12 protein-coding genes are annotated in these 12510 nt (G+C 68.4%); 2 read left to right on the top strand and 10 right to left on the bottom strand.

The genetic code is table 11. The features are described 5' to 3' along the window. Positions 1 to 58 precede the first annotated feature (58 nt). The 3 genes from KTR40_RS14855 to KTR40_RS14845 form a co-directional block, all read right to left on the bottom strand. Entirely contained in the window at positions 59 to 1735 is a 1677-nt protein-coding gene (locus KTR40_RS14855; protein WP_228404226.1) for an alkaline phosphatase, read from the bottom strand. 183 nt (positions 1736 to 1918) lie between these two features. Beyond that, positions 1919 to 3046 (bottom strand): LCP family protein, encoded by a 1128-nt coding sequence (locus tag KTR40_RS14850; protein WP_228404225.1) that lies wholly within the window; start codon positions 3044 to 3046, stop codon positions 1919 to 1921. 141 nt (positions 3047 to 3187) lie between these two features. Further along, entirely contained in the window at positions 3188 to 3838 is a 651-nt protein-coding gene (locus KTR40_RS14845; RefSeq protein ID WP_228404224.1) for a low molecular weight phosphatase family protein, read from the bottom strand. A gap of 173 nt (positions 3839 to 4011) precedes the next feature. Between KTR40_RS14845 and KTR40_RS14840 the strand changes: the two genes are divergently transcribed. Then, the gene (locus tag KTR40_RS14840) at positions 4012 to 5232 is read left to right on the top strand and encodes an FAD-dependent oxidoreductase (RefSeq protein WP_228404223.1); all 1221 of its coding nucleotides are present in this window, start codon (positions 4012 to 4014) and stop codon (positions 5230 to 5232) included. Positions 5233 to 5402: 170 nt separating this feature from the next. On the opposite strand, the gene KTR40_RS14835 is transcribed toward KTR40_RS14840, so the two are convergent. From KTR40_RS14835 to KTR40_RS14820, 4 genes are all read right to left on the bottom strand, one after another. Then, complete coding sequence (locus KTR40_RS14835; protein WP_139030234.1) at positions 5403 to 6023, bottom strand: DUF305 domain-containing protein; 621 nt, start codon at positions 6021 to 6023, stop codon at positions 5403 to 5405. A gap of 74 nt (positions 6024 to 6097) precedes the next feature. Next, positions 6098 to 6628, bottom strand: coding sequence for a hypothetical protein (locus tag KTR40_RS14830; protein ID WP_228404222.1), 531 nt, complete (start codon positions 6626 to 6628; stop codon positions 6098 to 6100). Positions 6629 to 6707: 79 nt separating this feature from the next. After that, on the bottom strand, positions 6708 to 8840 hold the full coding sequence (locus KTR40_RS14825; protein ID WP_228404221.1) for a heavy metal translocating P-type ATPase: 2133 nt from the start codon (positions 8838 to 8840) through the stop codon (positions 6708 to 6710). Between the two features lie 56 nt (positions 8841 to 8896). Beyond that, positions 8897 to 9232: a heavy-metal-associated domain-containing protein gene (locus KTR40_RS14820; RefSeq protein ID WP_228404220.1), complete on the bottom strand. Its 336-nt coding sequence runs from the start codon at positions 9230 to 9232 to the stop codon at positions 8897 to 8899. Positions 9233 to 9516: 284 nt separating this feature from the next. Here KTR40_RS14820 and KTR40_RS14815 point away from each other — a divergent pair, with 284 nt between their 5' ends. Next, the gene (locus tag KTR40_RS14815) at positions 9517 to 10185 is read left to right on the top strand and encodes a PAS and ANTAR domain-containing protein (protein WP_228404219.1); all 669 of its coding nucleotides are present in this window, start codon (positions 9517 to 9519) and stop codon (positions 10183 to 10185) included. Between the two features lie 56 nt (positions 10186 to 10241). On the opposite strand, the gene KTR40_RS14810 is transcribed toward KTR40_RS14815, so the two are convergent. The 3 genes from KTR40_RS14810 to KTR40_RS14800 all read right to left on the bottom strand — a co-directional run bounded on the left by KTR40_RS14810 (position 10242) and on the right by KTR40_RS14800 (position 12474). Further along, the gene (locus KTR40_RS14810; RefSeq protein ID WP_228404218.1) at positions 10242 to 10898 is read right to left on the bottom strand and encodes a hypothetical protein; all 657 of its coding nucleotides are present in this window, start codon (positions 10896 to 10898) and stop codon (positions 10242 to 10244) included. Between the two features lie 73 nt (positions 10899 to 10971). Further along, entirely contained in the window at positions 10972 to 11673 is a 702-nt protein-coding gene (locus KTR40_RS19085) for a class F sortase (RefSeq protein WP_304940883.1), read from the bottom strand. 24 nt (positions 11674 to 11697) lie between these two features. Continuing rightward, positions 11698 to 12474 (bottom strand): CHRD domain-containing protein, encoded by a 777-nt coding sequence (locus KTR40_RS14800; RefSeq protein WP_139030227.1) that lies wholly within the window; start codon positions 12472 to 12474, stop codon positions 11698 to 11700. Between the last annotated feature and the right edge of the window lie 36 nt (positions 12475 to 12510).

Raw genomic sequence — 12510 nt, 5'->3', positions numbered from 1 at the left:
TGAATCCGCCACCGAAAACCGGGCGTTATGTGACCCCGCGCTGCATTTACCAAACGAGCTACCGCTCCGGGGTTAGCACCTTGGTGAACACGATGCCGCCGTTGGCGTTGCGGAGGCTGGCCGTGAAGCTGTTGTCCCCGCCCAGCTCCACATGCCCGAAGAACTGGTTCTCACCGTTGCGTGGTGACTCTCCGGCGAACTTGCCGGCCTTGGAGAACACCACCTCGGGCCCGAACGTGCCGTCCATCTTGTTCGGACCAAAGGATCCAGCGGCAATCGGCCCGGCCACGAATTCCCAGAACGGGTCGAAGTCGGTGAACGCCGCACGCTCGGGGGAGTAGTGGTGCGCGGCGCAGTAGTGGACGTCGGCGGTCAGCCACACCACGTTCTTAACCGCGTTGTGTTTGAACGCGCTCAGCACCCCGGCGATCTCCAGCTCACGGCCCAGGGGAGCACCGGCGTCGCGGTTTGCCAGGCTCTCCTGGTTCACCGGACCATCCGGCACGATGATGCCCAGCGGCAGGTCCGCGGCGATCACCTTCCACGTGGCCTTGGACCTGGTCACCTCGCGAATCAGCCAGTCCACCTGCTCCTGGCCCAGGATGGCCGTGGCGTACGGTTCCTTGCCGTCCGTGTTGGGCGACTTGAAGGTGCGCATGTCCAGGCAGAAGATGTCCAGCTGCGGGCCGCGGCTGATCTTCCGGTAGATGCGGGCAGGCTGGTACTGGCCGGCGTCGTCGAACGTTCCCGGCCGCCACAGCGCTGCCGAATCGGCGATGGGCATGTTCTCCTGCCAGGCCTGCCGTCCCCGGGCCGCCAGGGTGTTGACGTCGCGGACGGTGTAGCGGGGATCGTCCAGGATTTCGCCGGGGTACCAGTTGTTGGTGGTCTCGTGGTCATCCCAGTTGGCGATGACGGGGACGTTCGCGAACATCGCCCGCATGTTGGCGTCCATCTGGTTGTAGCGGTGCCGGCCGCGGAATTCCGTGAGCGTCTCGGCCACCTTGGACACCTCCTCCGTGACCAGGTTCCGCCATACCTGCCCGTCCTTCTCCACCACGGTCTCCGTAATGGGGCCGTCGGCGTAGACGGTGTCGCCGGAGTGGATGAAGAAGTCCGGCCGGGTCTCGTGCATGGCGCGGTAGCCGCGCATCCCGCCGATTTCCTCGTTGATGCCCCAGCCCTGGCCGGCAGTGTCACCCGTCCATACAAAGCTTTGGGCGGACGACGCCGGCACCTCGCCTCCCTCGCTCGTCCCACCGGTGCGGCCGTTGCCGTTGTACGTCCCGGCGTCGGGAGCCGTGCGGAAGCTGCCGCTGATGGTCTCGCCGGCCGTGCCGCCGTCGTCCTCGAAGCTGATCTCCAGCGCAAAGCGCGTGTTGGACGGCAGGTTCCCGGCGTGGATCTTGGCGGTGAAGTCGGAGGCCTGGGTTGCGCGGGGCCCGCGGAGGACGCGCTCAAAGGCGCCGCGGCCGCGCAGGATCTCGCCGCCGTCGTCTACGGCCCGCAGGACTGCCGTCATCCGCCCGGCACCGGAAGCGCGGGACCACAGGACGGCGGAATCGGAGGTGACGTCTCCGGTGGCGATGCCGCTGGGCAGGGTGAGCCGGTTCCGGACCAGCGCGACGCCGGCGGGCGACTGGGCTGCGGCGGCCTGGGCGGCGGCGGGTGTGGCTGCCAGTGCGGCAGCGAGGACGGATCCCTTGACGATGGTGCGGCGCGAAATGTCAGTCATGCCGTCCAGCCTCTACCTGCCGGGCGCACGGACGCTTTCCCGCCGGTGAACCCCGGGTGAGCCCCGATTGAACAGCTTCGGGTTTCGACGCGCGAAATGACCTGCGAAGCGCCCATTCGCTGGCGCACCCGTAATTCGAGGTGCGCCAGGGAATTTGCGCGTCGAGTGTCAGGCGGACCCCGGCTACGGAACCGCGAGCTCCCCGATCCGCCCCTCCCTCAGCGCTGCACCAACGGCGTTGATCGCCCCGTAATCCGGGAACAGCACGGACTGGCCCGCGATGAACCCGGAGCCCGCGGTGGGCAGCGTCATGGTGCCGATCGCGTTCGCGTCCAGGTTCCGCAGGCTGTAGGCAAGGATGGCGGCCTGCACGGGGTCGAAGCCCCGGTCCACAGTGAGGCAGCAGGACGCGAAATTCACCAGGCCGCGGACCGTGTTGACATCGTTCAGGCCGCCACCGCCGGTGAGGCGGGCCAGGATGGCCTTGAGCAGGACCTGTTGGTTGCGCACGCGCTGGAAGTCGCCGTCGGAAAAGGCGTAGCGCTCGCGGGCGAACTCCAGCGCGGACTGCCCGTCCAAGTGGTTGACGCCCGGACCGAAGACGTGCCCCGTGTCGTGCGTGGACTGGAAGGGAATGGGCACGTTGACGTCGATCCCGCCCAGCCCGTCCACCAGGCCCCGGAAGCCGTTGAAGTCCAGCATCAGGGTGTGGTCAATGGTGATCCCGAACAGCGACTGCACCGTCTGGGTGGTCATGTCGATGCCGCCGTACTGCAGCCCGGCATTGATCTTGGCGCCGCCGAAACCGGGGATGTCCACCCACATGTCACGGTTGATGGACACCACGTACAGGGTCCGGCGGTCGGCGGGGACGTGCACCACCATGAGCGTGTCCGAGCGGTGGTCCATGGCCTCGCCGGTTGCCGCCGTATGGGCCGCTGCGTCCCGGGCGTTGGCGCGGCTGTCGCTGCCGATGACCAGGACGTTCATGGGAACCGCGGGCAGGTCCGGGATGGGCTCGGGCGGCGGCGGGGGAGCAGGGGCGGGCGGCGGCGTTTCGGAGGGAGTCTCCGATGGGGTCGGTGACGGTGTTTCGCTCTGCGTTGCGGCGGGCTGGGCCTCGGTGCCGGAGCGGTTGAGGCTGATGACTGCGACGACGGCGGCGGCCACCAGGACCAGTGCCAGCAGTGCGGCTATCCAGCGCCGGCGGCCGTGTGCCACCCAGCTGCCGTTGTGGTGACCGGGAGCGGGCCCGGATGCCGGCTCGGATGGATTGGGGCCGGAGGGGCCGGAACCGTCAGGCGTGCTCATTGTGCCTCACCTCTTTGTGAATGGGTGGGATCAGTGTCCGCCCGTCGGGCCCCTGCTGGCTACATGCGTATCCAAACTGTCATCTTCCAGCGTGTGCCGGCTTGCGCGAATCCCGCTTGATTACGACGGCGGCACGCCGGGTCAGGCCGGCGCGTTAAGGCGCGCGTGGCGGAGGATGGACACAATCGCCGGTGCCAACTCGTCCTCCATCTGCCGGTACACCTCGGGCGCGCGCCGGTAGGGGTCGATGATGTCGTTCTCGGCGGCGTCGGCGGGCAGGGACAAGTGGCGCACCCCCGCGACCCGTGCCGGGAGGCCCTTCCAGAAGGCGGCGTTGGCGCCCAGCCGGCCGCCGTCGTCGTGATTATCCGGGGCGGGCGCAGCGGCGGGCACCATGCCGCTGGAAGCCGCCGCGCGCTGGTCCAGGACGTCGAGCATGCGGGCGAACTCGCGGATGGTGAATGTCCGCTTGAGGAGCGAGGCGTCCAGCTGCAGCACCTCGCCGCGGTGGGCGGAGGTCATGGTGAGCACCAGGTCCACGCCGCGGAGGATCTTCTGGTTCAGCTGTCGGGCGGCGAAGTTGTCCGGGTCCCCGCCGAAGGTGCGCACGATGTCCGCAGAGAGCGGCTGCATGGGGTCTCCCACCATAGCCCGGGTGCCCGCGCTGGCCACCTCGAAACCGCCCGGCACCACCTGGTCCAGCCCCGCCTGCAGCAGTCTCTCAGCCACCGGCGAGCGGCAGATGTTGCCGGTGCAGACGGTCAGGATTCTTACTGGTTGGGACGTGTCCAAGGGGATGTTCTCTTTCCAGCCGGTGAGCGGACCGTCCAGCCCGCGGATTTCAACTTAACACGCAACCCCCGCACGCTCTCTCACTTTCGGTGGGTTTTTGGCGCACGCTCTCTCACTTTCGGTGGGTTTTTCGGCAACGATCTCTCACTGTTTCGTGGAGGAGGCACGATGATATGACCGTGGAGAAAGTTATCGAGCGTGACTGCGTTATTGCCGGCGGCGGCCCGGCGGGGATGGTGCTCGGCTACCTGCTGGCGCGCGCTGGGTTGCGTGTAACGGTGCTCGAGAAGCATGCGGACTTCTTTCGGGACTTCCGCGGCGATACCGTGCACCCGTCCACGGTGACACTGCTCGGCGAGCTCGGGCTGCGCGGGAAATTCCTGCAGCTGCCGCTCACCCGGCTGCCCGTCATGGACGCTGTCATGGATGGCCAGCGTTTCACCATCGTGGACTTCCGGACCCTCCCGGAGCCCGACAACTTCCTGGTCCTTGCCCCACAGTGGGACTTCCTGAACTTCCTGGCCGGTGAGGCGTCGGCGTTTCCCAACTTCGAGCTGCGCATGCTCACCGAAGCCACCGGCCTCATCATTGAGCAGGACGAGGTTCGCGGCGTACGGGCCGTTACGGAGGACGACGGCGGCCTTGAGATCCGCGCGACGCTCACCGTCGCTGCGGACGGACGCGCGTCGGCACTTCGTTCCGCTGCCGGAATGATCCCCGACGAGTTTGGGGTGCCGATCGACGTTCTCTGGTTCAGCCTGCCCAAACCGTCGGATCCCCCGCCGGCAACCCTCGGGTACATATCCCGCCAGGGAATGGTCCTCACGATCGACCGCGGCGACACGTACCAGTCGGGCATGGTCATCCGGAAGGGCGGGTACAACGAGCTCCGGGCGGCCGGACTGGAAGCCCTGCATGCGCGGATCAGCCAGGCCGCGCCCGTCCTTCGCGACGTCGTCACCACCCTCGCGGACTGGGACCAGATCAAGCTCCTGTCGGTCCAGATCAACCGGCTCCGGCGGTGGTACCGTCCCGGATTCATCGCGATCGGGGACGCCGCCCATGCGATGTCCCCGATGTTCGGCGTCGGAGTGAACTTCGCCATCCAGGACGCCGTTGCGCTGTTCAACGCCATCTCCGGGGACCTTGCCGCAGGGACGGCGCCGGTTGGAAAGCTGGCGGCGGTGCAGCGGCGCCGCGAGACGCCGGTGAAGGTCATGCAGCTGCTTCAGCGCAACGGGCACAAGGCCATCGCCCGGGCCGCAGCCGGCAACAGCATCGCGCCGCGCTGGTTCATTGGGCTCCTCCGGTTCGCCTCGCCTGTGCTGCGCCGGCTGACGGCCCGGTTCATCGGCGTCGGAATCCGCCCCGAGCACGTCAGCCACCCCGCGTGACCCCCTGACCGCCTCCCAATCGGACGCTCTCTCACTTAACGCGGTCTCCCCACCGACGCTCTCTCACTTTCGTAAGGAAAGTGAGAGAGCGTGGGCCGAAAGGGCGCATCAAGTGAGAGAGCGTGGGCCGAAAGGGCGCGTTAAGTGAGAGAGGGTCGCCGCGGGGAGGGTTAGAGCCCTGCCAGCATCTCCTTCATCTGGGCGATCTCCGCTTCCTGGGACGTGACGATGTCCCTGGAGAGCTGGATGGACCCGGGGTGCTTCCCGGCGCCGATCTCCTGCTGGGCCATGTCGATCGCGCCCTCATGGTGCCCGATCATCTGCTCCAGGAACAGCCGGACGGCTTCCGTTCCCTGCGCGGCCTTGAGCTTTTCCAGGCCCTGCGGATCCACCATGCCGCCCATGCCATGCCCGGAGTGGTCGGACATCATGGCGGGAACGTTCCATTCTTTAAGCCAGCCGGTCATGGTTTCGATTTCGGGCGCCTGGGCGTTCTTGATCTTGGTTGCCAGGGCGGTGACCTCCGCGGGCAGGTCCGGCTTGGCGAGCATCATGTCGCTCATCTCCACGGCCTGCGCGTGGTGCGGGATCATCATCTGGGAAAACATGATGTCCGCCTGGTTATGGTCGGCACTGGCGTCCGGCATCATGCTGGACATGGGGCCGGAGCTGCCGTGGTTCATGGGCATGGTGTTTCCGCCGGAGCTTCCGGAACCGGCGGCACACCCGGCAAGGCCGAGCGAGGCTGCCAGGGCAGCGGCGATGGACAGGGTTTTGAGGTTCGTCTTCATTTTTCTGGGTGTCCTTCAGGGAAGTAATTGAACTGGGCTGATCCGTGCGTGGGCAGCCACGCGGCGCAGTCCGTTTACGTCCGGCTGATGGACAGGTCGCAGGGTGTGGGGCCTGACGGGATGTAGGAATATCCGACGGCGTCCCGGGTGCGGGCTGCGGGGGCGGGCCGGGCGGCGCCGACCGGGGGCGGGACAACGGCGAGCGAAGCGGTCTTGGCCAGCGGGATGCACGGTGCGCCGGCTTCCTGCGCGCCAGGGCAGGCGGAGCCGCAGGACTCCGCGGCGGAAAAAGCTGCGCTTGTGGCCTGATGTCCGGCGGCGTAGGCCGGATTCAGTGCGGCAGGGCGCGCGACGGCGGCGTCCCCGGCCGTGTGCCCGGCGTGGGAATGCCCGGCGAGGGAATGTCCGACGGCGCCGTCCCCGGCCCACTGCCCGCCGGACGGGTGTGCCGCCTGGGCCTTGACGGTGCCGGCATGCCCCGCGTGCGACGAGTGGTTGGCCGTCATGACGTGCATCCCGAGGATCCCGGCCATGACTGCCAGGACCGCCGCCAACAGCCCCGCGCGGAGGAGGGCTGCCGACAGGACGCGGGCGCGTGCGGTCATGCTGTTTCCTCCTTCGTGCAGGTCGTCTGGATGACGCCGGGCCGGGTCTTCCCCGGGAACGGGGTCCTGCCCTGCCCTATCAACGTACTTCGGACGGGTTGAGTTTCACCCGCCGCAGCAGCTGGGCGTTCAACGCCACCACAATAGTGGACGCGGACATCAGGACCGCCGCGGCTGCGGGGGAGAGCGCCACCCCGGCGAACGCCAGGACGCCCGCGGCCAGCGGCACGGACAGGATGTTGTAGCCGGTGGCCCACACCAGGTTCTGCCACATCTTGCGGTAGCTGGCCCTGGACAGGTCCACCATGGACAGCACTGCGCGCGGATCGTTTCCGGCCAGCACCACTCCGGCGGACTCCATGGCCACGTCCGTGCCGGCGCCGATCGCGATGCCCACCTCGGCGCGTGCCAGCGCGGGAGAATCGTTGACGCCGTCGCCCACCATGGCCACCTTCAGCCCGCGGGCCTGGAGTTCGGCCACCTTCTTGTCCTTGTCCGCCGGCAGGACTTCCGCGAACACCTCGTCGATCTTCAGGTCCGCGGCCACGGCCTGGGCCACCTGGCGGGCGTCGCCGGTGATCATGCCAACCTTGACGCCGCGGTTCTGCAGGGCAGCCACGGCCTGCCGCGACTCCGTCCGCACCGCGTCCTCCAGGCTGACTGCCCCCAGCACGCGGCCGTCGTCGTCAATGACATGCAGGACGGCAGCGCCGCGGTCCATCCACCCGCGGGTGGACTGCGCCAGGGCGGAAGGTTCGACGGCGCCAAGCTCACGCAGGAGCGCGGGCCCGCCCACGTGCACGGTCCGTCCCTCCACGCTGGCCCGGACGCCCCGGCCGGTCAGGGAGCCGAACTCCGTGACGGCGGGAAGGGTGAGGTTGCGTTCCCGGGCTGCGCGGACAATGGCCCGGGCCACGGGGTGCTCGCTGTCAGACTCGACGGCGGCGGCAAGGGCCAACAGCTCGTCGGCATCGACTCCTCCGGCGGCCGCAACGTCCACCAGCTTGGGCTCGCCGGTGGTGAGCGTGCCGGTCTTGTCGAAGAGGACCACGTCGATGGTGCGCATGCGTTCGAGCGCCATCCGGTTCTTGATCAGTACTCCGGCGCGGGCGGCCTGCTCGGTGGAGATGGCGATCACCAGCGGGATGGCCAGGCCAAGGGCATGCGGGCAGGCGATGACCAGGACGGTGACGGTGCGGGTAACGGCTTCGGGGATGCTGCCCAGCAGGGTCCACGCGATAAAGGTGATCACGCCTGCTCCGGCGGCGAAGTAGAACAGGAAGGCCGCGGCGCGGTCGGCCAGCGCCTGGGCCCGCGAGGACGATGACTGTGCCTCGGCCACCAGGCGCTGGATGCCGGCCAGGGCTGTGTCGTCGCCAACCGCCGTCACCCGGACGCGGACGCTCGTGTCCGTGGCCACCGTTCCGGCCACCACGGGGTCGCCCGGGCCGCGCGGCACGGTCTTGGATTCGCCGGTGATCATCGATTCGTCGAACTCCGCCTGGCCGTCCACCACGGTTCCGTCGGCCGGCATGCGGGCTCCGGACCGGACCAGGACCAGGTCGTCAGGCCGGAGCTCGGAGACGGGGACGGTTTCGGTGCCGGTGTCCGTGATGCGTTCGGCTTCATCGGGCAGCAGGGCGGCGAGGGCATCCAGGGCGCCCTGGGCCGACCCCAGCGCCCGCATTTCAATCCAGTGCCCCAGCAGCATGATGGCCACCAGCAGCGCGAGCTCCCACCAGAAGTCCAGGTCGAACCCGCCGATACCCAGGCTGGTGACCCACGAGGCCGCAAACGCCACCGTGATGGCCATGGCGATCAGGAGCATCATGCCGGGCCGGCGGTCCTTGAGTTCCTGCAGGCCCCCCTTGATGAAGGGCTGGCCGCCGTAGAGGAAGATGACAGTGCCGAGGACCGGCGGGATCCAGGTAGAACCGGGGAACATGGGCGCCATGTAGCCCAGGATGTGGCCCACCATGGGGCTGAAGTAGACCACGGGAACGGACAGCGCCAGCGTCAGCCAGAACCTGTTCTTGAACATGGCTGTGCTGTGCCCGGCATGCTGTCCGTGCGTGTGGACGGTGTGGTCGTCGTCGGGGTGGGTGTGCCCGCCTGGGCCGCCGGCGCCCGCCGGAGCGGCCGCTGGTCTGGTGAGGGTCCCTTGTGCGGGATGGTCGTCGTCGTGATGGCGCATGTGCTGGTGGTCCTGCATGTGTTCCTCCTTGGAGGGCTCCGCAATCCCGGGACCAGCAGCCCCGGGCGGGAAAGTCAGTTGGAAGCCAGGGAATACCCGGCCGAGGTGACGGCCTGCCGGACAGCCGCGTCCGGAGCGGAACCGGCCACGGTGAGGCCGGAACGGCCGCCCGGTACCAGGTCAACCGACGCCGACTCAACGCCGTCGAGGGTGGAGACGGCCTTCTCGACGGTCCGGACGCAGTGCCCGCAGGTGAGGCCCTCCAGGGTGAACGTCCGCCGGGAGCCTGTGCCGGCGTCGTAATTTACGACGGCGGACTGCGCCTTGGGTGCGTGTCCGGCAGGGGAGCAGCAGCTGCAGCCGGCGCTGGAGGCGAGGGGGAGCGCGGTCCGGTTTTCAATGTCAAACATGTCAGTTCCGTTCCTTGTAAAGGATGATTCCTTGCTGGAGAAGCAGGGTGCTGGGGTTGAACGGCTGTGATGGCGGTGCTTGCACCGGCCTGGACATACCACTTCACTGACAACACTTTGAATATACCCCTAGGGGGTATAGTGGTCAAGGCCTTCCCCGAACCTCCCGCGGTGCGGAAGGGGGCCATCGGCCCTATCCCGGCAGTCGTCGGGCGGCCATACTTAAGGCAGTGCGTGTGTGCCACAGGCCCGCGGATGTGTCGGATGCTACAAGGAGGTGGCCTGTGACGGAGCTGACCGGCCCTTACACCTACTCGAGCGCGCTGGGGGACAGTGTCTGCGGTGCCGGAACGTTCCACGTGGACCTTGGATCCGGGAAGATCCACTGGTCCGACGGCATGTTCCAGCTGCACGGATACACCAGGGGCGAGGTTGTGCCCACCATTGAGCTGCTCTTTTCCCACAAGCATCCGGAGGACAGGCCCCGGTGCGAAAACATTGTTGCTCAGGTTGTCCAAAACGGCGGCTACTTCTGCATGTACCACCGCATCATCGACGCCCAGGGCCGGACCCGGCGGGTTTTGACATCCGGTGACGCGATGATGGACCGCGGCCAGGTCACAGCCTTGGAGGGGGTGATGATCGACCTCACCTCGACGCTCCAGCGCGAAACCGAACAGACCGCCCGGGATGCGGTGATCGGCGCAACCTCCACCCGCACCGTGATCGACCAGGCGCGCGGCATCCTCATGGGCCAGCTGAAGATGGGCTCGGACGAAGCCTTCCAAATGCTGGTCAGCACCAGCAGCCACCGGAACGTGAAGCTGGTGGTAGTGGCCGCGGAGCTCGTTCAGCTGGCAAATTCCGCGGAATCCCGCAACTACCTGGAGGCGGCCGTGAGGGCCATTGCCGCCGACGGGCAGGGCAGGCCGGTCCGGCAGCGGGCGGGATAGCGCTGCCCGCACACGCCACGCTGTCCCAGCTCTTCCCGGGCGGATACACCGCGCCGTTAGTGGTGTTCCACCCAGCACGCCAGGATGGTGGTGGACAGCTGGTAGGCCAGGGCGTTGCGGCTGATGGCGTCCGGACCCAGCGTTCCCGGCAGGCGTGACGCGTCCACCTGCAGCACGAAGCTGTCCTTCTGGAACACCGCCGAGCCGTCTGCGGTTTCATAGGCAGGAAAACCAAGGTTGGCCAGTCCCTGAATGGGCGTGGCACCCACCGCAAGGGCCTGCATGGCGTCGAAGTACGTCAGCGCAGCCGCCCGGTCCGGCGCTTCCCTGACGGAGATCTCCAGGGCGCCCTCGTCCAGGTGGTAGGTGCAGGTGAACGTGCTGTCGGCCCATGTTTCGACGGTATGCGGGTCCTGCCCAAGGTCCAGGATCATGGTGAGCCGGTCCATCGGCTGGTCCCCGCACACCATCTTTGCCGCCTCGCTGGGGCCTTTGACCGCGGTGCGTGGGGACATGGCACCGCTGCCGTGGTGGCCGGCGTGGCCGCCGTGCCGGGGCGGGGATGCCTTCGACGGCGCGGCAGCAGGGGAAGGGGCGTCCGACGACGGCGCTGCCGCCCCCGCAGGGCCCGGTGATCCCGCCGCCGCGGCGCAGCCGGAGAGCAGCAGGGAAGAGAGTGCCAGGGCGGCGAATAGTGGAAAACGGGTGGTCATGACTCTTCCGTCCTGGCCGCATCCGTTCCGGATCCTGCGGCCGTTTGGGGTGGCGTTTGCCTGGAGGCCCCGGTCAGGCTTTGAGCTTGGCGTAGATCACGTAGTTGTCGTCGAAGAGCCCGGTGGCGGGATCGTAGCCGTCACAGGTAATCAGCCGGAGTTCGGGCCCGGAGGTGTTTCCGTAGACCTCCAGTGTGGGGAAGCTGTCCTTGCCGTAGAGCTCGCCGCGGTCAACGGTGAAGACGGCGGTGCTGCCGTCAGCGCGGGAAACGGCGACGTCCATCCCGGGGGCAAGCTTGCGGAGGTCCGCGAAGACGCCGCCGCGGCCGTTGGGTGAGTTGACGTGGCCCAGCATGACGGACGGGCCGCGTTCGCCCGGGGTGGGTGAACCGTTGTACCAGCTGGCCGGTGCGCCGTTCCCGCTGTCCTGGGGGACCTCCAGCGATCCATTCTCCCGCAGGCCGAGCTTCAGGAGGTCGGTCCGCACCCCGATCGCGGGGATTTCCAGGGCCACCGGCTCGGACCGGGGCAGGGCTGCGGGCCCTGCTGCGGAGGGCGCGGCCGCGGGAGTGGACGCGGAAGGTGCCGCCACGGCCGGGGCGGGCGGAGGAGAGACGACCGCCGCGGAAGGGGCGCCGGAAGCGGAAGGTGGGGCGCCGGCGTCGGACGTTCCGTTGCTGCCGGAGCCGCAGCCGGCAAGGGCCAAGGCGAGCAGAAGCCCGGCCGCCGTGGAGGCCCAAAGGCCCCCGCGGCGGCCGGAATCCGTGTCATTCACAGTGCTGATCCAGTCGGCCTGTTGCTACGCGGCTGATCCGGAGCTGCGGCGGCGGACCACGTAGGCGCCGCCGGCGAGGGCAACCAGGGCGAGGCCGCCGCCAACTGCCAGGGCTCCGGTGCCGGTGCCCGTCTCCTGGGTGATGCCGGTATCAGCGCCGCCTGCCGGCATCTTCATCTGCCCGGCCACCAGGGTCCCGCACAGGGCCGGGGATGTTGCGGCCAGCGGGAGGGTGGGGGCGAGGTCGCTCTTTGCGGCCTGGCCGGCTGCGCTGAGGGTGGCCGGGTCAAGGCCGTGGACCACCACCACCGCGGTGCCTGCCTGGAGGGCCGCCTTGGTCTCGGCGTTCAGTTCAAACGTGCGGTCAACGGTGTAGGCGGCGCCCTGGCCGCCCACCTTCAAGTCAAGGCCCGCGGCGGGGCTGGTGTCGCCGCTCGTGGAGAGGGTGGTGACGATGCCGCCGTAGGACGGGGCGCCCTCGGTGGTGGAGATGACCTGGTCGCCGTCCTTGTCGGCAGAAGGAGCCGGGCAGGCGCCCTGGGCTCCGCCGTGGATGTGCTGGACGTGCGGGTACGGGGCGTCCATGAAGGTGGCGGGCATGCCCGAAACCTTCAGGACAACGTGGGCCTGGTTGCCCGTGACGTCAAGGGTGATGCTGCCGGAGCCCGCGCTGCCGTTGAGCTGGCCCAGGGTGGACTGGTAGTGGTCGGCCCCGTCATGGGCCGTGGCGGGGGCGCCGGAAAGGGCAAGGGCGCCGAGGGCGAGCGTGGGAACAGCAAGGTAGCGAAGTGTCTTGTTCATCGGAAAGCAGTCTCCTCATACAAGTGACGTGGTCGT

This window comes from Pseudarthrobacter sp. L1SW, from assembly GCF_020809045.1.
GTDB lineage: Bacteria > Actinomycetota > Actinomycetes > Actinomycetales > Micrococcaceae > Arthrobacter.
This window is presented reverse-complemented; position numbering and strand designations above follow the sequence as displayed.